Genomic DNA, 22780 nt, shown 5'->3' on the forward strand with positions numbered 1-22780 from the left:
GACCGGATTAAGGCAATTGTAAGCAAGGCAGAAGGAAAAAAAATGGATACTAGCCCCAGACGCATCGCGATGGAAAGAAAAATCAGAATTTTTTTTCCTGACGCGGGGCGCTATCCAAAAACTGTGCTGATTGCAAGCCCTGCGTATCGATCCTGAGCGGCAAAAATTCTGCCTGTCGATCGATACCTTCTACCTTCTGTTGACAGAGAATCAATTATGGGCGCGAGTGGGTGCGGGAGTGGAACTCTCCAAACTGGGGGGGAGTTCTGGTAAATGGACGATCGGCGAAGCAGGATTTTTCAAGTCAATGTAGGCTATTTTGCTTGAATCTAGCTGTTTTGGCAATTGTCGCATTCGGTCTAAAACCTTAAGTTGCTCCGCAGTCCTGGAACTGTAGGGCCCTAAGTGTACGGTACCGATCTCTGTTTTCAAGATCAAGTTGTTCGGGTTTTGCCAATTAATCTCAAACACTTTCACCGTCAAGCCGCTGAGTCCTTGGTAAAACTTCGGCCAAGAGGCGCGATACTGTTCCAAAGGCCCGATGACTTTTAAAGTGGGCAAAGAACGCTGAGGCTGCGTTCCCGGAATGCTGCCGGGCCCGATCGAACTATTCTGCGATCGTACAGCAGTATAACTATCCGACGGCATCCAACCTCCGCGAGCGTCCAGCCACCCCACTTTTTCCTTGTCGCTGTTGGATCTCAACACCGCTGTCGGCTGCGCCACCGCCACAGGCAGGCGTTCTGCCACTTCTACAGTCAAACTAGGGGGAAACAAGTTGCGAGTCACCTTAGCTTTGGCGATCGGCCCCGTGGACTCCAGCTTTTCGGCCAGGGCCTGCGGTTGAATCCCCCACAGCGACTGCGGGTAAGACAGCGGCACCAAAGACCGCACCGCCTTGTCCGAAAGCCACTGATTGCCCTCCACCTTCACTTGTTCCGATCGGGCAATCAACCAAGCCGGCTGAGCAATCCACCACAGCAAACCTCCAGCCATTGCACTCGCTGCCAGCATTTGCCACACAACAGCCGCCAATCGAGCGCGCCTTTGCTGCCGCAACTTTTGGCGCCTGCGCCCTAACTCTGTTTGAGAAACCGCTCCAAAACTAGCCATCTACGTCTTGACAATATAGTAATTAAGGATTAGCACAAATTCAAAACTGTTTAATCTCTCTCTTGAACCCTGTTTTCCCCTACCATTTAACCAGATCCCCACAAATTTACCCAGACTCCTGCCAATATCAGTAATATCACTGATCCACTTAAGTAATAAAAAATTATTAATTAAGAATTCCCAATTCCAGCGCCGGGAAAACCCCTTGCCAGATCCAGGTTCTTTGGGTATTTAGGGCATTACCCCACAGTGCAAAAGGTTACAAATCAAACTAAACTCAGGCAAAGAAAGTTTAGACTTTCGATTAACTTTTTTAACTTTTATTCGGCTTCCATTGTGATCGCACTCGAATTAGACAGATTCTATAAAGCCTGCAACCCGAGCAAGACCCTTGTTGCGGGAGACCCAGGGGATTATCAATACTACATTGATTTTGGTTCCGTGCGTGGGGGCAAAATCATTGAATCTTTACAGCGAACCATTACTCGCATCTCCCCCAACGAGCCAACCTGTCAGCTATTTACAGGACATATCGGCTGTGGCAAATCTACGGAATTGTTTCGACTGAAAGCTGAGTTAGAGCAAGAGGGTTTTTGCGTTGTCTACTTTGAGTCTTCCCAAGACTTAGACATGGGGGATGTAGATATCAGCGATATTTTGCTGAGCATTGCGCGCCAAGTCAGCGAAACTATGGAATCGGCTAAAATCAAACTCAGACCCAGCTATTTTACAAATCTGTTTGCAGAAGTGGCAGAATTTTTGCAGACTCCCATAGATTTGTCAGCGGAAGCCGAGTTATCTGTGGGCATTGCTAGAGTGACTGCTAAAACTAAAGACTCTCCCAAACTGCGATCGCAACTCAGGCAATATCTCGAACCCCGCACCAACAGCATTTTGCAGTCGATCAACGAAGAACTCCTCAACAAAGCTAACACCGAACTCAAGCAGCAAGGCAAAAAAGGGCTCGCAGTCATCGTGGACAACCTCGATCGCCTTGATGCCTCCCTCAAACCCAGCGGACGCACCCAGCCAGAATACTTGTTTTTAGACCGCGGCGAACAGTTGAAAAAACTTAATTGCCATGTCGTCTACACGATTCCCCTGACTTTGATTTTTTCCAACGACTTCGGCCGCCTCGCCAGTCGATTTGGAGTGAAGCCAAAGGTGATGCCGATGGTACCGGTGCAAATGCGATCGGGCGACGATCACATTGAAGGAATGGCACTGCTGCGGCAGCTAGTATTAGCTAGAGCTTTCCCCGCAGTTGCTCCCCATCAACGCATCGATTTGATTTCCCAGGTGTTTGACTCTCCCGAAACTTTAGATCGGCTTTGTCGGATTAGTGGCGGTCACGTTCGCAATCTACTAATGCTTTTGTATAGCTGTTTACAGCACGAAGACCCTCCCTTCTCTCGCGAATGTCTCGAAAGCGTCATTCAAGAATATCGCGATGACCTTTTGGGAGCCATCAATGACCTGGAATGGGAATTGCTGTTTCAAGTCGTCAAGCGACAAAGTGTAACAGGCGAAGAAGAGTCTCAAATCTTGTTGCGAAGTATGTTTGTCTTTGAATACCGCGATCAAGAAGGTCGTTGGTTTGGGATTAATCCAGCTCTAGCAGAAACCAGAAAATATAAGGAGTGGCTGCAGCGCTGTGAAGCAAAATAGTTTGGATTTGTGAGATAGCTTCGTGACTCTAAGAACCCTTAACCACGAGGGAATTAGAAAGTATTTAACTGAAAATTCATCGCTCACAACTCCGAAATCTTACCATCCAATAAAGAAATTAGTCAGCGGTTTTTGCCCCTGGCTGATTTCTGTTGAATGCTGGCTATAGGCGGTGAATGTTATTGTCGTGTAAAACTTTGCGACCACTAAGGACTTTGCCCACTCTCAACTCTCGTATCTGCAATGTCAGACCCCCTATTTCTGTTTTTATCTGTTGCTCTTAATTTCACATAATCTCATCGCGGACGACATTTTTTTTTGCGGTTGTTTTAAATGCCTGCTACAGATATATCGAACTTGTTTACTAATAGCTAGCAGTCGGTACGATCGTTAAATTAGCAGTTGCCTATTTACGATCTGTAGTCCTTTATATGTAGCTGAATCAAAAAATCTAATGGTGACCTTAAATTTTTATTGGGAAGTCTAGCATTCTCTGAGATTGAGCGGTATGATATCTTTACATTGGCTCTAATAACTATGTAAGTATTGATAAGACAAGTACGGAAAACTACGTATTTATACAGAGATAAAGCGTCAGACAGAGACGGCCACGTCTAAGTAGATACGCTTTCAGTCACGATTGGCGAGCGTTAGGTAATTGATTAATGCAAAAGAGGTGCACGCATGACCGATCTAATTAAGGTACAAGAAACTGCCAACTACAACGAGCGCTCGCTCAAAACTCTGGTCAGGTCAATCACAATGTCTCAACACCAATTCTCGCTAATTTTGGTGCGCTGCAACTACGAGCAGTTGCGGCAGCAAATAACGAAGCGGCTGCGAGAAGTGTCCCCAGTTTCAATTCAAGATATCGTCCTGCCAGCTTCAGTCAAAACCCTTTACACTACTCTGCAGGCAAGCACTTTCCAGGAGGGGTACTCGCCTGTCGGTGCCGCCTCGGCTTTGATGGTATTCGGTTTAGAAACAGTAGTAGCGATCGACGAACTGATGGCTTCTACCAATCAAGTGCGAGACGAATTTCGCAAAAATTTTTCCTGCCCAGTGATTTTGTGGGTAACAGATGACATCGTGACCAAAATGATTCGTCTGGCCCCGGATTTCAAAAGTTGGGCTGCCGCCACAATTAAATTTGAAATGGGCGTTGACGAATTAATTAATTTCCTCGCTAAGCGGGCCGATACTATATTTAAAATAGGCGAACTCAATCAAGAACTCGCCAGCAGCAACGTCAGCAGCATCGCTAATTGTGAGAGCTGCGAAACCCCGTGCGAAAAACGCGGTATGGAGCGCGAAATCAGCTCTGGAGAACGCTTTCTAACTTTTAACTCAGCACCCCAAAACCGACGACAATCAGATGTCCGCTCGTATTCGCCATTGAGTCCGGGCAATACCTTCGATTTGGCGATCGGCTCTTTGCCACGCCGAGAACTAGAATTAGCTTTAAGAGATTTACAAAATCGCGGTGAAGAATTAGAACCCGCCCTCAAAGCCAGCCTGCAATTCGTTCTCGGTCGAGATTACTATGTCAGCGACCAAACCGAAACTGCCTTAATTCACTACCAAGAAAGCTTAGTATTTTGGCAGCATCAAACTGGCAATTGGGAACTCGCAAACTGGGAAAATTCCGAAAACCCAGAAACCCTCTCCTGCTCATTGTCCAATCCTGTCCCCAACATCCTATTTTTAGAGAGAGAAGGGATAGTGCTATTTCACATAGCCCTGTGTCACCGCTTGCAAGCAGCCAGAAATCCGGTAGCCAACCGCCAACACTGGGAACAAGCTTGGATTAGCCTGGAACAATCTAGAAACGCTTTCTCCCTTGCCTCACGCCCCGAATTGGTAGCTGAGGTGACAGCACACCTCGGAGAAGTGCTGCAGCGCCTGAAAGCGTGGGGAGAGTTGCAAGCATTAGCTGAAAATTCTTTGCAGTTGCACTTCACTTACGGTACTCCCAGTCAACTAGCTCAAGATTACGGCTTTTTGGCAGAAGTTGCCCTGCAACAGTCGAGGTGGAGTCAAGCCCGCCAGCTAGCGGAGTTGGCTTTGGCGATTTTGGATCAAACGCCTAATGATTTGAGATTGCTGATTGAAGATTTGAGATTGGGGTTTGAGGGAAATTATCCAGAAATTGTGGGTCCTAACGAGTTAACTAACGAACCCAAATCTAAAATCCAACATCCTAAATCCGACAGGAGTTCGTATCTTTTACTTTTAGCCAGAAGTTTGCGACAGCTAGGGCAGTGGGAAGCGGCCGTTCATTCTTTGGAGTTGGCTCAATCTCAAAGCGAGCCGAAGTACGACCCCCGACTTTACATCGATATTTTGACGGAATTGCAAGCGGTTTATTTCGAGCAGGGAGAGTATCTTAAAGCGTTTCGGATAAAAAAAACCCAGCGTTCGATCGAATATCAATACGGATTTAGAGCTTTTATCGGAGCCAGCCAATTGCAGCAGCAGCGCCAAGCGGTAAATCCTTCAGGTCCCTCAGCTCAAAACCAAGCTGCCATCGCAGCGGAAATGACAGCTTACTCGCGCCAAACAGATATCAATAGCTTGCTAGAAAGAATTAGCAGGGACGACCATAAATTAACTATTATTCATGGGCCCAGCGGAGTCGGGAAAAGTTCTCTAGTCAATGCCGGCTTAGTACCAGCTTTGAAAAATATTACTCCGGGCGCGCGCGATACATTGCCCGTAGTAGTCAAAGTTTACACCGACTGGCTGGTGGAGTTAGAAAATGCTTTGAACAGCGCACTGTACGACAAACAAGCCGAAGAGGAAAGTAAATTAATCTCGAAAGGACTACAGGAAATCCACCAAAAAAGTTGCTCGGTTATTCCTGCTCGCAGCTCTGAAGTCTCTTCTTTTATTATAGAGCAGTTGCGCGAAAATGCCAGAAATAATTTATTGACAGTGCTGATTTTCGATCAATTTGAAGAGTTTTTCTTTGTTTCCACTTCAGTGGCACAAAGACAACTTTTTTATAATTTTTTGCGGTTGTTCTTGAATTTGCCGTATGTCAAGATAATTCTGTGCTTGCGCGAAGATTATTTGCACTACTTACTAGATTGCGACCGCTTCCCAAATCTTGACGCTATTAACAATAATATTCTCGACAAAAGCATCCGTTACCAACTGCGGAGTTTTTCTATCAAAGACGCGCGGGCTGTCATCGGACACTTAACAGAACGGGCGGAATTTTATTTAGAGCCGGCACTGATCGATGCCTTCGTAGAAGATTTAGCAGACGAACTGCAAGAAGTGCGACCAATCGAATTGCAGGTAGTAGGAGCGCAACTGCAAGAAGAAGGTATTACCAGCCTAGCACAATACCAGCAATTGGGGGACAATCCCAAAGCGGAATTAGTGAAAAGATCGCTCGAAAGAGTCATCTCTGACTGCGGTCTGGTTAACGAAGATGCAGCGTGGAAAATCTTGTTTTCCCTGACAGATGAAAGAGGCGTTCGCCTGATAAAAACCAAACACGAACTCTCGTTAGTGACAGGTCCGCAGCCAGCCGAGGCCCGGGAAACCGAATTATCGGCGATCGGCAGAAGCCGAATTCCCTTACACCGACAGTTCGCAAAAGACTCTGAAAACCGACAAAATAAAACTGATAACCTGGACTTAATTTTAGATATTTTAGTGGGTCATGGTTTGCTATTTTTGCTACGGGAAGCGCCAGAAGACCGCTATCAATTGGTACACGACTATTTAGTGCGACCAATCCGCCAAAGATTCGGCTTAGAAGCCAGACTGCACAAAGCAGAAGCAGACAAAAAAATGAGTCAAGCACAGCTCTACAGAGCCAATACTTTTCTCAAACAACTGCTGGGAGTAGCAGTGATCGGCGTCATGCTGCTAACCAGTTCCACCATCGCTGCCGTAAATTTTTGGTGGCGGGCCGTTGGTCAAAAACAGCTAGCTGTCGCTCAAACTCAGCGAGCCGAAATCAGTACCCTGACAGCAGCTTCTGAAGCACTTTATTTCTCAAACAACAAATTTGACGCCATGATGGAAAGTTTGAGAGCTGGTAAAAAGTGGAAACAGATCGAACACTCCCAACAAATGTATACTCTCAAAGACACCGAAATTCTGATTTCTGCTGCCCTCCAGCAGGCAGTTTATGGAGTCAAAGAACGCAACCGCTTGGAAGGACATGGCGATGTAGTTTGGGGTCTTAGCTTCAGTCCAGACGGCGAAACAATAGCTTCTTCCAGTGTAGATAAAACCGTCAAACTTTGGCGGCGCGACGGCAGTTTGTTGGCAACTTTCAAAGGCCATACTAACAGTGTCTCCTGTGTGGCGTTCAGTCCCGACAACAAAACAATAGCCTCGGCAAGTTTAGATAAAACTGTCAAAATTTGGCAAACTGACGGCAGTTTGCTGGCAACTTTCAAAGGGCATACTAATAGCGTTACCAGCGTTGCTTTTAGTTCTGACGGTCAAACGATCGCCAGTGGCTCTACAGATAAAACTATCAAACTTTGGAAAACCGACGGCACGCTGCTGAGAACGATCGAACAATTTGCTCCCGTAAATTGGCTAAGCTTCAGCCGCGACGGCAAAATAGTCGCTGTGGCGAGTGATGACGGTAGTGTGAAACTGTGGAGTTCGGACGGCAGGTTAATCGCTAATTTATGGCACAGCGAAAACAGACAACCCTCGAAAATTTACACCGTCAGTTTCTCCCCCGATGGTGAAACGATCGCCAGTGCGGGTGAAGATAAAACGGTGAAAATCTGGAGCATCGCTGCACTCAAACACCCACCAACAGAAAATTCAACACAAGCAAAAAAAGGTGAACTGCTAACCACTTTGCGGGGACACAGCAAGTGGGTATTTGGTGTCAGTTTCTCCCCCGACGGTCAAACACTTGCTTCGGGAAGTGCAGACGGGACTGTCAAACTCTGGAGTCTTGCTGGTGTTGGCGACAAACGCCCAACCGATGCTAGCAACATTAAACCAGAGAGTCGCTTACTGAGAACTTTTGAGGGACACGCCGATCGAGTTACTCAGGTGAGTTTTAGCCCGGAAGGCAAAACCTTGGCTTCGGCGAGTTTTGACAAAACTATCAGGCTGTGGCGACTCGATGACGTGCCGCTCAAAACCCTCGACGGACACCAAAACCGGGTGCAAAGCGTTACTTTCAGCCCCAACGGCCAAAGGCTGGCTTCTGCTTCTACGGACAACACTATCAAACTCTGGAGCCGCACGGGAGTTTTGCTAGAAACCTTGGAAGGACACACTCAGAGAGTCGCCAGCGTCAGTTTCAGCCCCGACGGCCAGCTACTTGCTTCTGGGAGTTACGACAAAACGGTGAAGGTGTGGAGTTTGACAGAAGATGGCATGAATAATATTCTCCCTTGTCCTTCGGCTCCGCTATTCCCGTGTTCGCCTTCTGTGCTGTTCACTCTCGACGGCCACGCCGACAGCGTGATGAGCGTGAGTTTTAGCCCCGACAGCGAGGTTCTGGCTTCGGCGAGCAAGGATAAGACTGTGAAACTCTGGACTAGAAACGGCAGGCTGATTAAAACTTTAACGGGACACACAGGCTGGGTGACTGGAGTGACTTTCAGTCCCGACGGCTCGATGCTGGCTTCTGCAAGCGATGACGGTACTCTCAAACTGTGGAATCGGGATGGTCGTTTGCTGAGAACTTTTGAAGGAGCTCACAACAGTTTTGTGTTGGGGGTGGCTTTTAGCCCTGATGGCAAAATGCTGGCTTCGGCTGGTTACGACAATTCCGTGAAACTGTGGAAGGTAGATGGGACTTTGGTGGCGACGCTGCTGAAGGGTTCTAGCGACAGCGTGACTAGCGTGGGTTTTAGCCCGGATGGTTTGTTGGTTGCTTCGGGCAGTTACGATCATAAGGTGAAGCTTTGGAGTCGCAGCGGGACTTTGCTGAAAACTTTGACGGGTCACAAGGATAGCGTGATGAGTGTGAGTTTTAGCCCGGATGGGAAGGTTCTTGCTTCTGCGGGCCGGGATAATCGGGTGATTTTATGGAATTTGGATCTTGACGATTTGCTGGTGAGGGGCTGTGACTGGGTGGGAGATTATCTGAGAACTAATCCTAATGTGAGCGATCGCGATCGGGGTCTTTGTGAAGGGGTTGGGGCAAAATCTCAATTGTAGTCTGAAGGAAGAGGCAAGAGGCAAGAGGCAAGAGGCAAGAGGCAAGACGGATTCCAAACTTTCCTTACTCGAACTCTTCCCCTTGGTCTCGGCTTCCTGTAAAGTAAATAATTGTAAAGAAATATGAGTTTTCTCTTATCCTCTGGTTAAGACGGCCAGCTAGCATTCACAATTAAGACCCGGATTATAAGTTCCTATGTCACAGCTTTTCCCGCAAAAATTTCTAGCCTCTGTTGCCGCATTTTTTCTGGCTTTGTCGGTGTGGACGATCGCACCTGCAGCCCACGCTTTCAATAATCCCGATTTGTTGCCTTCAACTCAGACGCCGATCATTGACTTAGCTAAAGCCCTTACTGATATTGAAGAACAAAATTTGGTAAAAAATTTAAAGGCATTTGAAGCCGAAACCGGTTGGAAACTGCGAGTGCTGACTCAGTACGATCGCACGCCCGGTTTGGCTGTCAAAAGTTATTGGGGGCTAGATGACAAGAGTGTGTTGCTAGTTGCTGACCCCCGAGGGGGCAATTTGCTCAATTTTAATGTGGGCGACTCGCTGTATCCGCTGCTGCCGCGAACTTTTTGGGTGGAACTGCAAACCCGCTACGGTAATCAATTTTTTGTGCGGGACAATGGCGAAGATCGAGCGATTATTGAATCTTTGGAGTCGATAGAAGGCTGTTTGCGTCAGGGCGGATGCCGCGTGGTTCCCGGTTTGCCGAGGGAACAGTGGGTTCTGACGTTAATTACGTCGGTGGTTGGCGGCGTCATCTGCGGCTTTGCGGCTCAACCTCGGAAGCCAGGACAGGTTGTGGCTTGGCAGTGGGCGCTGATTTTTTCGCCGCTGTGGGGAATTCTTTTTTTCGCTTTCGGACTTGGGCCGGTGGTGACTCGGACTTCTGACTGGTTGCCTGTGGTTCGGAATGTGGCGGGTTTTGCGATCGGAGTTTTGGTGGCATTCCTGACTCCGGTGTTGGGCAAATCTTCTTCGTCGTCGGAAACTTAGTTGTCAGTTGTCAGTTGGCAGTTGCCAGTCAACAGTTATCAGTCAACAGTCAACAGTCAACAGTCAACAAATGACTAAAAGCTGGTAAGCTGATACCTGACAACTCAGAGGCGACAGCTATCCAACAAATGGAATGGCACGTAAGCGATGCCCAGAGTCTGGGATTAATCGATAACGAAATTGGCGACCACGGTTTTTCAGCGGCGGAGTACGAAATAGTCCGCCGCGTGATTTATGCGACTGCTGATTTTGAGTACAAGTCTTTAATTAGTTTTTCCGATCAGGCTTTGCAGGCTGGGGCGGCGGCTTTGGCTGCTCGGACTACGATCGTGGTAGATGTGCCGATGGTGCAGGTGGGCATTACGCCTCTGATCCAAAGTACCTTTGCGAATCCGGTTTACTGTTCGATGGAGGCTTTGACACGCCCCCAAAAGGAAAGGACGCGGGCGGCTTGGGGGATTGAAACTTTGGCAAGACGCTATCCTGAAGGGATTTTTGTGGTGGGCCAGGCTCAAACTGCTTTGTCGGCGATCGTGGATTTGATTGAATCTGAGGAAATTCGGCCGGCTTTGGTGATTGGGACTCCTTCTGGGTTTGTGGGGGTTGACGTGGCGAAGTCGCGGCTGCACGATTCGATGATTCCTCACATTCGGATTGAGGGCCGCAAGGGCTCTGCGGTGGTGGCTGTGGCTATTGTTAACGGGCTGGTGGATTTGGCTTGGCAGGCTTACGGCCAAGAGGGGAACAGTTGATGATTGTGTGTGCTATTGGCGCGGATGGGTGGGTGGAAAAAATTGGGTGGTAAGAAAGTGGCTGAATCAGTCTCTGAGCAAGGCTTTGATTGCCACTTTCAGGCATCAATAAGTCCCTAATTGAAGAGTGAATGAGCCAACAGCGCGGCTTGAGTTCGATCGCGCAAATTTAACCGACTCAAAATATTCGTTACATAGTTCTTTACCGTGTTTTCCGACAAAAATAAGGTTTGAGCAATCTCTCGATTGTTCGCGCCCGAAGCTATTAAACGCAACACTTCTAATTCTCTGGGCGTGAGTTGCTCTAATTCTGGTGGAGAAACAACCGTCGGATTAGTTACAGCAGGAGTCATCAGGGCTTTCTCAAACAATCCGGGGCCGAGTTGGGTGTGTCCTTTATAAACAGCGCGAATCGCTAACGCAAGTTCGTCGGGTTCGGTATCTTTGAGCAGGTAGCCTTTTGCACCCAGCCGCATTGCTTGGCTGACATATTCATCGTCATCAAAGGTGGTTAAAACCAGCACTTTTGTATCGGGATAAGATTGTGCGATCGCCCCGGTTGCTGCTACGCCATCCATCACGGGCATCCGAATATCCATCAGCACAATGTCGGGCTGTAGGATGGGAATTTGGTCGATCGCCTCCTGTCCGTTTTCAGCTTCACCAATTACCTGCATATCAGAATAGCATTCCAGGATACTCTTGATTCCCCGGCGAATAATATGCCGATCGTCCACTAGCAAAATCCGAATCATATAACAATCCTCGCATCAATTAGCGTCGGGAAAACCGCACTTTATTATCATTTCTTCAGCCTCTTATAGAGGGACAAAAGTTTGTATAGACGCGGTTTAAACCGCTGATTCCTAGATATTTTGAGATGGCAAAGAAACCGAAATCCGGCAACCGTTTCCAGCCTTGCTGTAAATCGAAAATTGACCGCCTGCCGCGGCCACTCGTTCGCGCATTCCCTGGAGTCCGAATCCAGTGGTATTTTGTGCGGGATCGAAGCCTTTGCCGTTGTCAGCAATCGACAAATAAATCTGTCCTGCGTGCTGCTGCAATCCAACATTCACCATCGTTGCATCAGCGTGTTTGTGAATATTTGTGAGCGATTCTTGCACAATTCTGTAAAGTGCTGTATTGATTTCCTGAGATAGCAGAACTGGTAAGCGAATCGAGTTGGAAACTTCGATCGCAGTCATGCGCTGAAAGTCTTGGAGAAGTTTGTCGATCGCACTTTCAAGCGACAATCCTTGCAAAGGATTTGATCGCAACACCGAAACAGATTTGCGAATTTCTAACAAAGCTTCCGATCCGAGTTGTTTCGCCTGTTTCAGAAACTCCAGCGCTTTCTCATCCTCCGATTTCCAGAACAATAGGGCATTATTGAGCTGAATTGTTTGAGCAGCGAGGGTGTGTCCGAGTCCGTCATGGATTTCGCGGGCAATCCGATTGCGTTCCTGCAAAGTTGCCTGGTCTTCAATTCGCAGCGCATAGTGGCGCAGTTGTTCGTGAGTTAGGGCTAATTTATCGTGAGCGATTTCTAATTGCTCTCGGCTTTGGCGTTCCGCAATCAACGCATTAATTAACAATAAAGCGAAGACTAATGTCAAACCAAATAATAACACATTGCTAAATCGCCATTCCCAAACAGTTGCAATGACTTTTTCAGGTAAAATAGGTTTTAATAACAGTAGCGAGCTATAGGACAGCAGGGCTAAACCCAAGACTGTCACCTGCCCCGGCTGGCGGAAGATCAGACAACTGCGCATCAGCAGCACGAGAAAAAGCAAAAAGCTCGATCGGCTCGATAACCCTTCGTGGACAATTGGCAGCAAAATCAAGCCAAATTCTAGGGCTGTAAATAAAACTTTTCTACTTAACCGAACTGTTGGCAAACGCAACCCGATCGCGCCGAAAAGTGCGATCGCGCCAACCCGTAACAGCAGCGACCAGACCGACTGAAACGGATGCAGCACTTCCATCAAGGCCGCCGTCGCCAGCAGCAGCCACTCCAAATAAAGCAACAAGCGAAAGGACGGATAGGTCAAGCGAATCATAGAACTTTTCCCCATCAAAAGCAGGAGCGATTCAAGCAAGGGCGCTGACCTAATTGTAGAAGGTATCTTGGAATCAAAAAACACGTTACCCCCTTATGTTCAGAAGGCAGAAGTTCGGCAACGGATTGTGTAGCGGATGTAACGGATTTAACGGATGGATGTTGAGGGAATTGGTAATTGGTAATTAAGCAATTGTCCCCCTCTCCGACTCTCCCTCTCTTCCCCTCGCACTCTCTCTCCTACTCCCGCTGTCCCCTTTTGCCATAACAAACAATTTATATGTGTAGCAGCTTAGCGAAGCGGCTAACGATCGCGCTAGAGCCTTTTCGGCTGATTTTGGCCTTTGGGACTAGGAAAAAAGTCACAACCGCAAAGTGCTTTTTGACTGGTCAAGTTAGGAGTCTTGGGTCATGCGCTGGCTGATTTTAGCCTATAAGATTTGGTGGTTAAGGTTAATTAGAGGCAGTAAATCATGAAAAGAACAACGATCGCACCAGCATTTCTCCTCGTCGGTGCAATTTTGGTAGGCGGTTTGTCTGGTTGTACGCAATCCAATGCCTCCGAAGCTACCCAACCTGACACGACGGCGGCCAATCCAGTAAGTTCCGACCAAGCGAAGGCGGATTCTGCTTCCACTCAAACTGCTCAAACTGTCGCGGCGACTGCAACTCCAAGTTCAGCGCAACCGAAAGCAACGGATGCAGAACGCGCACAGAAACGCGAGGAACTTCGCAAACAAGTCGAAGCGGTGTTGACGCCCGAGCAGGTACAACAGTTAGAAACTAAAGTCAAGGGAGGTGAAAAAATGCGGAAAGCTTTGTCCGAGCTAAATCTCACCGCCGAACAAAAGACAAAAATTAAAGAAATTCTCAAGACTGCTTATCCTCGGGGGCAAAAGCAGTCTCAAAGAAGCTCGCAATAACGTTCCGATCGAGCAATTTGCAGTGCGTAACTGATACAAGACTTGCGCGGGTTCTCCGGCCTACTCCACAAGAAAATTGATCTGTTGTGGAACAGGCAAGATGCCTGTTCTTGAGAATGATAAATGATACAAAATGTTAGTTACAACTGAGATGTTGCTCACCTTTTGCACCATTGTCAATAAGCCTTTTACGAACAGGCAAGATGCCTGTAAAGCGAGAAAATTTATCTCCTGTAGAACAGGCATCTTGCCTGTTTTTGAGAATAGTGCAAGATGTTAGTTACAAAAGAGGTTTGTGATGATCGAGGAAATTATTAGTGAAAGTCGGAATGGCACTCGCCCTAAAGTTTCTGACGAAAATCTGAAGCTGAACGAGCAACCGACGCACAACGTAGAAATTGTTAGTGAAACTCCGAAAGACGATCTCCGCGAAGTTTTTCAGGAAGCTCCAACATTGCCGGAGAGCGAACCGGCGGAAAGTGTTGCAGCCAAACAACCGACGGAAAAGGTGCTGGCGAAAGGGTGGATTGCGCTGTTTCTGCTGGGGTTGCTGCTGGTGGGTGGGTTGGGATTTTTGGTTTGGGTGCGATCGACTTCTCCTAAAGCGGAAAAACCGAGCCGCAACGGTAGACTGCAAATAACTCCGGTGACAGTGGCAACAGTAACGAAAAAAACGGTTCCAATACAGTTGCAAGCGATCGGCAACGTGCAATCGAGTTCTACTGTCTCGGTGACACCACAAGCTAGCGGGCGGATTACAGGAGTTTATTTCAAGAAAGGACAAGAAGTTAAGAAAGGACAACTGCTGTTTTCGATCGACGATCGCTCTCAAACTGCCTCGATCCAGCAAGCTCAAGGAATCGTCGCAAAAAGCCAAGCACAGGTGCAACAAGCCACAGCCAACCTTTCTAAAGACGAAGGAGTTGTCGAACAAGCCAGAGCAACCCTTGACAAAGACCGAGGAATTGTCGAGCAAGCCAAAGCGACCCTTGCTAAAGACCAAGGAATTGTTCAGCAAGCCAGAATGACTCTGGAAAAAGACAAAGGAATTGTCGAGCAAGCCAGAATGACTCTGGAAAAAGACCAAGGCGCAGTCAAGCAAGCGATCGCGACCTTGACCAAGGATCGAGCTCAAGCCCAATATGCCGAAGCACAAAGTCAACGGTACGCAGCCCTCTACCAACAAGGAGTAATCAGTCAAGATCAAGCCCAACAATACGCTACCAGCAGCCGAGCCGCAGCAGCAACGGTCGATCTTGACCAGCAAGCGATCGCCAATGCTGAGACGGCGGTGAAGAGCGATCGCATCGGGATTGCCAATGCTGAGGCAGCCGTTAAAAGTGATGAAGTGGCGATCGCCAATGCTGAGACGGCGGTCAAAAGCGATCTAGTGGGGATTGAGAATGCTGAGACGGCGGTGAAAAGCGATTTAGTGGGGATTGAGAATGCTCGGGCCGTCGTGGAAGGCGATCGGGCTGCGATCGAGGGTTCTCAAGCTGGCTTGAGTGCAGACGGCGGTGCCTTGAAAAATGCTCAAGTGCAATCATCCTATACCAAGGTCTATGCGCCGATCGACGGGCGTGCCGGAAATATTCTGGTGACAGTCGGCAATGTGGTGCAAGCAAGTACCGACAAACCCTTGGTGACAATCTCCACAATTAATCCAATTCAAGTTGCCTTTTCCGTTCCTGAATCGAACCTGCCACAAATCCAAAAATACGCGGATAACGGCAAACTTAAAGTTGATGTCACCTTTGCTGGAAACAATCGTCCGATATCGGGAACCTTATCATTTGTGAACAATACGGTTGACAATGCCACTGGCTCTATTCAACTGATTGGCGACTTTAATAACGCAGATGGCAAACTTTTCCCGGGTCAATTTGTTAACACAACTCTAACATTAAGTCAACAACCAAATGCGATTGTTGTTGCCTCACAAGCTGTACAGACAGGGCCGAACGGACAATTCGTATTTGTTGCCCAAGAAGACGATACAGTGGAAAATGTGCCTGTAGTTGTCAGCAATACAATCAACGGCTTAACTGTCATCCAAAAAGGTTTGGAGGCGGGTGATGAAGTTGTCACCGACGGACAAGCAAATCTGGTTGACGGTAGCAAAATTCGCATTAAAACCGCCGCAGATGCTAAAGATAATTCTGAGGGTTTAGGCAATAGCTCTGATAGAATTCAAGGGAATAATTCCGAGATAGATGGAGATAAAAAATTGGGTGAAAAATCTGGCCGAGGCTCGAATTCATCGGGGAATAAGTCATGGAAATCGCGCCAGAATCCGCAGGGCGGAGGCAACTAATATCATGTCCGGTTGAATAGCGATCGTACCTTTTGTTTCTTCGACTATGCCCTATGCCCACTCCCGCCTATGCCCTATGCCCTATGCCCGTATAAGTTTGATAAGTAATTAACCGGACTTGATATAATGAATCTCTCAGAACCGTTTATTCGCCGTCCAATTATGACCACCTTGGTGATGGCGGCAATTCTGATTTTTGGTTGGATGAGTTATCGCTTACTGCCGATTAGCGATTTACCAAACGTCGATTATCCCACGATTCAAGTCAGCGCATCCCGCCCCGGCGCTAGCCCGGAAACGATGGCTGCATCGGTGGCGCGCCCGCTAGAAAAGCAATTTTCCAGCATTGCTGGACTCGATACACTAACCTCAACGAGTACCAGCGGCAAAACTCAAATTACGCTTCAGTTCAATCTCAGCCACAATATTGACGATGCGGCGCAAGATGTGGAATCGGCAATTTCCTCGGCCTCGGGCCAAATGCCCAACGATTTGCCAAATCCGCCTACCTACAGCAAAGTCAACCCCGCCGACGGGCCGATTCTTTACCTTTATCTCACTTCCCCAACGCTTCCGCTTTCTGAGGTTGATAAATACGCACAAACCTATCTAGCGCAAAAGCTTTCGACAATCGCCGGTGTGGCGCAAGTGCAGATTTACGGTTCTCAAAAGTATGCTGCTAGAATTCAACTCGATCCGCAACAGTTAGCAACGCGGCAAATTGGCATCGAGCAAGTCCAAACTGCGATCGAACAAGGAAACGTCAACTTACCCACAGGAAGCCTTTCCGGCAGCCATAAAAACTTTACGGTGCAAACAAACGGACAGCTTCAGGATGCAGCAGCATTCCGCCGTTTAATCGTGACATACAAAAATGGACAGCCTATTTATCTCGAACAATTAGGACGAGTCATTGACAGCGTAGAAAATACTCAACTTGCTAGTTGGTATAACAACGATCGCGCAATTATCCTCACGATTCAAAGACAGCCGGGAACAAATACTGTAGAAGTTGTAGAGACGATTCAAAAATTACTGCCCAACTTAAAAACTCAGATTCCGAGTTCGATCGAGCTTGGGGTGATGTACGATGCGTCTCAATCGATTCGCGATTCGGTTGACGACGTTCGGTTTACGCTCGTTTTGACGATCGCCCTAGTCATCTTAGTAATCTTCTTATTTTTACGCAATCTTTCTGCAACAGTCATTCCCAGTTTAGCGCTGCCGGTTTCGCTGATCGCAACCTTTGGCATCATGCACTTATTCGACTACTCGCTAGATAACTTGTCGATGATGGCACTGACGCTATCCGTCGGCTTTGTGGTCGATGATGCGATCGTCATGCTCGAAAACATCGTCCGCCACATAGAAGAAGGAGAAAGCCCGCGAGAAGCGGCGCTAAACGGGTCTAGGGAAATCGGCTTTACGATTTTATCGATGACGCTTTCGTTGGTGGCGGTGTTTATTCCGATGTTATTTATGAGCGAGTTGTTGGGGCGCTTGTTTCATGAATTTGCAGTGACGATTGCAGTTTCAATTATGGTTTCAGGCTTTGTATCTTTGAGCCTGACACCGATGTTGTGCAGCCGTTTTTTGCGTCCGGTAAATCAGGCCAATCAAAGCCGGCTTTATCGAGCTTTAGAGTATGTATTCGAGGTCTTTTTAAGTTTGTACGATTGGAGCCTCAAGAAAGTTTTAAAATATCACCGCACCACGATGATTTTGTCATTCGCAATGGTGTTTGTCACAGTTGGACTATTTATCGCGGTTCCCAAAGGCTTTATTCCCAGCCAAGACACCGGACAAATCACCGGCATTACTCAAGCTGCACAAGATGCCTCTTTTGATGAATTAGTGCGCCACCAGCAAGCCGTTGTCAGCGCAATTCGCCAAGATCCGAATGTGGAAGCAGTCAACTCGAATATCGGGGCAGGAGCGAGTGCAAATGGCGGCGGGGCGGCAGTTGCCGGAAATTCGGGAAGCTTGTTTGTTCGGCTGAAACCGATCTCGCAGCGGCAGATGGGAGCCGACGAAATTGTGCAGAATTTGCGATCGCAACTAGCAGAGATTCCCGGCATTCAAGTCTTCTTGCAAAATCCTCCGGCAATCCCGCTGGGCACTCAACAAAGCACTGGATTGTATCAACTCGCGCTGCAAAGTTCTGACGTTCTACCACTGCGGCAATACGTCCCGCAACTGGTTGACAAAATGAAAGCAATGCCAGAAATTCAGGATGTTAATAGCGATTTGCAGATGACTTCTCAAATCAAAATTGATATCGATCGCGACAAAGCCTCAGCATTAGGAATTACTGCCAGTCAAATTGAAAACACCCTGAGAAATGCTTACGGTGCTTACCAAGTTTCCACGATTTACGGTGCGAGCAACGAGTATCAAGTTATTTTGGAACTAGAACCAAAGTATCAAAAAGATCCCAATGCTTTGATGCAGCTTTACATCGCTACAGCGGGCAGTAATTCGAGTGATGCTTCTGGCGCTCAAACACAAGTACCGCTAGCAACGTTTGCCAAAATCACTCCGGGAACTGCACCATTAATTGTCAACCACGTCGGGCGGATGAATGCTGCGACAATTTCCTACAACCTCGCTCCTGGGGTGGCGCTGGGAACGGCAAATAGTGCGATCGACAAAATCGTGAAATCGGTAATTCCTGACAGCATTTCTACGAATTATAAGGGCGCGAGCCAAGTATTTCAAAGTTCGCTGCCGAGTTTGGGTATCCTGTTGGCGATCGCAATTCTCGTCATCTATTTGATTCTCGGTATTTTGTACGAAGATTTCATCCATCCGATTACAATTCTGTCGGGATTGCCTTCGGCGGGATTTGGCGCGTTATTAACGCTGATGTTGTTTGGCGTTGAGCTCAACGTTTATTCATTCATCGGCATCATCTTGCTGGTAGGGATTGTTAAGAAAAACGGCATTATGATGGTGGATTTTGCGATCGAAGCCCAGCGCGACGACGGCAAAAAACCAGCGGAAGCAATCTATCAAGCCTGCTTAGTGCGCTTTCGGCCGATTATGATGACCACAATGGCGGCACTAATGGGAACATTGCCGATCGCCCTAGGAGTTGGTGCGGGTTCGGAATCTCGCCGCCCGTTAGGAATTGCCGTTGTCGGCGGACTTTTGTTTTCACAAGTTTTGACACTGTATCTCACGCCCGTATTTTACATCTACATGGAATCGTGGCGGAAAAAGCTCAATGAGGTGAACTTTCGGCAAGTTTTTTCATTTAAATGAGGATGGTAAAATAACCGTTCTAAGTTTGTAGTGATATCAACTCCGGTTGCACCGGCATGATAGTAACGGAGGACACAGTAATGTCTATTGGTATCAACTTAAGACTAAAACCCATAATAAATGTCGTTTTTAGGCGAAGTCTAGATCCCCCTAAATCCCCCTTAATAAGGGGGACTTTGAGAAACACTCTTGTCCCCCCCTTAGGTCGGGGGACTTTGAGAAACACTCTTGTCCCCCCCTTATTAAGGGGGGTTAGGGGGGATCTAGACTTCGATACAAACAAGAAAGACTATCGGTTTGACATTATGAGGACTTTAGTCCTCACTACCAACCAAGTTTTATGAACCTTTCAGAAATTTTTATCCGCCGCCCCGTGATGACCGCCCTGGTCACAATCGGCATCCTAATCTTCGGTTTGATGAGTTATTTTCTGCTACCAATTAGCGCCTTGCCTCACGTTGAATATCCCTTTGTAAGTGTCTCTGCTAGCTTACCCGGTGCCACCCCCGAAACAATGTCATCCTCAGTCGCCGCGCCGCTAGAAAGGCAGTTTACTGAAATAGCTGGTCTCAATTCGTTTAACTCCACCAGTTCCACCGGTAGCGCGAACATTTCCCTACAATTCGACTTCAGCCGCAGTGTGAATTCTGCTGCTAAAGACGTACAAGCTGCGATCGCCGCCGCCGCCGGTTCATTGCCATCTGGAATGCCCAAACCGCCCAGCTACCGGAAAGTTAACCCTTCAGTTGCGCCGGTTCTATACCTTTATTTGTACTCAAAAACCCTGGCAATTGCAGAAGTGGATGAAGCAGCAGAAGTGACGATCGCACAACCCATTTCTGCGATCGACGGTGTGGCGCAAGTGCAGGTTTACGGGCAGAAACAATATGCAGTGCGGATTCAACTCGATCCGCGAGAATTGACCTCAAGGGGAATCGGATTAGATCAAGTTAGAACCGCTGTTACGCAAGGAAATGTAAATTTGCCAACCGGAAGCCTTTCTGGCGATAACAAAAGCTATTTAATTCAGGTAAACGGTCAATTGAACCGTGCAGCAGAATATCGATCGCTGATCGTTGCTTACAAAAATGGCGCAGCAGTGCGGCTGCAAGATTTAGGAAACGTGATTGACGACGTGCAGAATAACAAAGTCTTGAATTTGTACACCGATAAAAACGTTACAAATCAACCTGCAATCTTGCTGGCCGTGCAGCCTCAACCGGATGCCAATACTGTCGAAATTGTCGATTCGATCGTGCAAATGTTACCCGCACTCAAACAACAAATTCCCCAATCGATCGAAATGGGAATTATGTACGATCGCTCTCAATCAATTCGGGCTTCTGTAGACGATGTGAAGTTCTCCTTAGTTTTGTCGGTGTGTCTGGTTGTCTTAGTAATTTTTCTATTTTTGCGGAACCTCACAGCGACGCTAATTCCGAGTTTAGCTTTGCCTGTGGCGATTATCGGTACGTTTGCGGTGATGTATCAGTTGGGATACTCGTTAGATAACCTGTCTCTGATGGCGCTGACGCTTTCAGTGGGGTTTGTGGTGGATGATGCGATCGTGGTTCTCGAAAATATTGTTCGCCACCAAGAAATGGGAGAAGCACCCCTCGAAGCAGCATTAAAAGGATCGAAAGAAATTGGTTTTACCATTCTCTCAATGACCCTTTCATTGGTCGCCGTGTTTATTCCGATCATGTTTATGGGTGGGTTGATCGGTCGGTTATTCCACGAATTTGCTGTAACAATTTCTGTGGCAATTTTGGTTTCGGGATTTGTTTCTCTGAGCCTCACGCCGATGTTGTGCAGTAGATTTCTCAAATCGTCCCACCAACACCAACAAAACCGCTTCTACCGCCTTTCAGAGCGGGGATTCGAGCTGTTGCTGCAAGGATATGAATGGACGCTAAAACCTGTTTTGAAATACCGTTTTGTGACGCTGATTGGTTCTGTAATTCTGCTGGTAGTGACGGCTTATCTTTTCGTTCTGGTTCCGAAAGGCTTTATTCCGACTGAAGACACCGGACAACTGATGGCTAACACAAAAGGAGCGCAAGATATTTCGTTTGAAGATATGCTGCTTCACCAACAAAAAGTCGTTGATATTATTCGGAAAAATCCCAACATCGCAGCGTTGAACTCAACCGTAGGTGCGAGCGGGCCGAACGCATCTGCGAACAACGGACGCATTACCATTAGGCTCAAACCCCGATCGCAGCGCCGCCTCAGTGCCGACGAAATCATCCAACAACTCACTCCTAAATTGCGCGGAATTCCCGGCATTCAAGCTTTTTTACGCTCTCCTGCTGCGATTCCGATCGGCGGCCAACAAACAAATTCACAATATCAGTTTACGGTGCAAAGTTTAGATTTGCAAGCGCTGCGTCAAGCGGTGCCGGAATTGTTAGCTAAAATCAAAACGCTACCGGGATTGCGCGGTGTGGATAGCGATTTGCAACTGAGCACGCCTCAGCTTCAAGTTAAAGTCGATCGCGACAAAGCCGCAACCGTCGGAGTTAGTGCTCAACAAGTGCAAAAAACCCTCAGCGCAGCTTACGCTTCAGGACAGGTTTCGACGATTTATACCCCGAACAATCAATTTACGGTTGTGTTAGAGCTCAAGCCTGAGTATCAGCGCGATCCGAGTGCTTTGTCGATGCTTTACGTGCGATCGAACACCGGACAAATGATACCGCTAAGTGCGATCGCAAATGTCACGCAAACAGTCGGCCCGCTAACCGTCAATCACCTAACTGGATTGCCCTCTGCTACAATCTCCTTTGACACTCTCCCAGGCACATCGCTGAGTCAAGCAACCGCAGCTATCGAGAAAGTTGCAAAGGAGGTTTTGCCGCCGTCAGTGACAACAAGTTTCCAAGGTGCAGCACAGGTATTCAACCAATCTTTTAACGATTTAGGTTGGTTGTTGCTGGTTTCTATTGTGGTGATTTATTTAATTCTCGGCATTTTGTACGAGGATTTCATTCACCCGCTGACAATTTTGTCAGGTTTGCCGTCAGCCGGATTTGGTGCACTGTTAACGCTGGTAATCTTTCAGGTTGAACTCAATCTCTATTCGTTTATCGGGATTATTCTGCTGGTGGGAATTGTCAAGAAAAACGGTATTATGCTAGTAGATTTTGCGATCGAGAAACAGCGCCAAGAAGGCAGAAGCGCGTTTGATGCCATTTACGAAGCCTGCATCGTCCGCTTCCGTCCGATTATGATGACGACGATGGCGGCTTTAATTGGAACTTTGCCGATCGCCCTGGGAGTTGGTAGCGGTTCCGAATCGCGCCGTCCGTTGGGAATTGCGATCGTCGGTGGATTGCTGTTTTCGCAAGTTTTAACGCTGTATCTTACTCCGGTATTTTACACTTATATGGAAGCGTGGCGTAAACGGCTAGGTCAACCAAAAATGAAGCTGTCTGAATTTTTCTGGCGTCCGAAAACTCGACCTTCGACCAGAAATTAATCCCAAATCCGCGTTAAAAACTTCTTTATTAGACTGGGCGG

11 protein-coding genes are annotated in these 22780 nt (G+C 47.7%); 8 read left to right on the forward strand and 3 right to left on the reverse strand.

Going from position 1 to position 22780, the window contains the following annotated elements:
- Positions 1-210 precede the first annotated feature (210 nt).
- Positions 211-1113: an FtsQ-type POTRA domain-containing protein gene (locus QUA45_RS02940; RefSeq protein WP_333219302.1), complete on the reverse strand. Its 903-nt coding sequence runs from the start codon at positions 1111-1113 to the stop codon at positions 211-213.
- Between the two features lie 336 nt (positions 1114-1449).
- Between QUA45_RS02940 and QUA45_RS02945 the strand changes: the two genes are divergently transcribed.
- The 4 genes from QUA45_RS02945 (at position 1450) to QUA45_RS02960 (ending at position 10695) form a co-directional block, all read left to right on the forward strand.
- Positions 1450-2781 (forward strand): P-loop NTPase fold protein, encoded by a 1332-nt coding sequence (locus tag QUA45_RS02945; RefSeq protein ID WP_333096035.1) that lies wholly within the window; start codon positions 1450-1452, stop codon positions 2779-2781.
- A 684-nt stretch (positions 2782-3465) separates the two neighbouring features.
- Entirely contained in the window at positions 3466-8940 is a 5475-nt protein-coding gene (locus QUA45_RS02950) for a WD40 domain-containing protein (protein WP_333219304.1), read from the forward strand.
- A 196-nt stretch (positions 8941-9136) separates the two neighbouring features.
- Positions 9137-9943, forward strand: coding sequence for a TPM domain-containing protein (locus QUA45_RS02955; RefSeq protein WP_333096037.1), 807 nt, complete (start codon positions 9137-9139; stop codon positions 9941-9943).
- Positions 9944-10071: 128 nt separating this feature from the next.
- On the forward strand, positions 10072-10695 hold the full coding sequence (locus QUA45_RS02960) for a precorrin-8X methylmutase (RefSeq protein ID WP_015179019.1): 624 nt from the start codon (positions 10072-10074) through the stop codon (positions 10693-10695).
- Between the two features lie 116 nt (positions 10696-10811).
- On the opposite strand, the gene QUA45_RS02965 is transcribed toward QUA45_RS02960, so the two are convergent.
- Entirely contained in the window at positions 10812-11450 is a 639-nt protein-coding gene (locus tag QUA45_RS02965; RefSeq protein ID WP_333219307.1) for a response regulator transcription factor, read from the reverse strand.
- A gap of 111 nt (positions 11451-11561) precedes the next feature.
- Positions 11562-12758, reverse strand: coding sequence for a sensor histidine kinase (locus QUA45_RS02970; protein WP_333219308.1), 1197 nt, complete (start codon positions 12756-12758; stop codon positions 11562-11564).
- Positions 12759-13230: 472 nt separating this feature from the next.
- Between QUA45_RS02970 and QUA45_RS02975 the strand changes: the two genes are divergently transcribed.
- From QUA45_RS02975 to QUA45_RS02990, 4 genes are all read left to right on the forward strand, one after another.
- Positions 13231-13680 carry a hypothetical protein gene (locus QUA45_RS02975; protein WP_333096040.1) on the forward strand — a complete coding sequence of 150 codons (450 nt, stop codon included), beginning with the start codon at positions 13231-13233 and terminating at the stop codon, positions 13678-13680.
- Positions 13681-13978: 298 nt separating this feature from the next.
- On the forward strand, positions 13979-15994 hold the full coding sequence (locus tag QUA45_RS02980; RefSeq protein WP_333219310.1) for an efflux RND transporter periplasmic adaptor subunit: 2016 nt from the start codon (positions 13979-13981) through the stop codon (positions 15992-15994).
- 126 nt (positions 15995-16120) lie between these two features.
- On the forward strand, positions 16121-19258 hold the full coding sequence (locus QUA45_RS02985; RefSeq protein WP_333219312.1) for an efflux RND transporter permease subunit: 3138 nt from the start codon (positions 16121-16123) through the stop codon (positions 19256-19258).
- A 340-nt stretch (positions 19259-19598) separates the two neighbouring features.
- Entirely contained in the window at positions 19599-22739 is a 3141-nt protein-coding gene (locus tag QUA45_RS02990) for an efflux RND transporter permease subunit (RefSeq protein WP_333219314.1), read from the forward strand.
- The last annotated feature ends 41 nt before the right edge of the window (positions 22740-22780 follow it).

Origin of the sequence: Microcoleus sp. Pol12A5 (assembly GCF_036701435.1) — a bacterium.
Classification (GTDB): Bacteria; Cyanobacteriota; Cyanobacteriia; order Cyanobacteriales; family Microcoleaceae; genus Microcoleus.

Bases quoted from the DNA above. Each gene is read 5' to 3' on its own strand.
- QUA45_RS02960 (WP_015179019.1), top strand. From the start codon at position 10,072: ATGGAATGGCACGTAAGCGATGCCCAGAGTCTGGGATTAATCGATAAC.
- QUA45_RS02970 (WP_333219308.1), bottom strand. From the start codon at position 12,758: ATGATTCGCTTGACCTATCCGTCCTTTCGCTTGTTGCTTTATTTGGAG.
- QUA45_RS02940 (WP_333219302.1), bottom strand. From the start codon at position 1,113: ATGGCTAGTTTTGGAGCGGTTTCTCAAACAGAGTTAGGGCGCAGGCGC.
- QUA45_RS02955 (WP_333096037.1), top strand. From the start codon at position 9,137: ATGTCACAGCTTTTCCCGCAAAAATTTCTAGCCTCTGTTGCCGCATTT.
- QUA45_RS02965 (WP_333219307.1), bottom strand. From the start codon at position 11,450: ATGATTCGGATTTTGCTAGTGGACGATCGGCATATTATTCGCCGGGGA.
- QUA45_RS02950 (WP_333219304.1), top strand. From the start codon at position 3,466: ATGACCGATCTAATTAAGGTACAAGAAACTGCCAACTACAACGAGCGC.
- QUA45_RS02975 (WP_333096040.1), top strand. From the start codon at position 13,231: ATGAAAAGAACAACGATCGCACCAGCATTTCTCCTCGTCGGTGCAATT.
- QUA45_RS02985 (WP_333219312.1), top strand. From the start codon at position 16,121: ATGAATCTCTCAGAACCGTTTATTCGCCGTCCAATTATGACCACCTTG.
- QUA45_RS02990 (WP_333219314.1), top strand. From the start codon at position 19,599: ATGAACCTTTCAGAAATTTTTATCCGCCGCCCCGTGATGACCGCCCTG.
- QUA45_RS02980 (WP_333219310.1), top strand. From the start codon at position 13,979: ATGATCGAGGAAATTATTAGTGAAAGTCGGAATGGCACTCGCCCTAAA.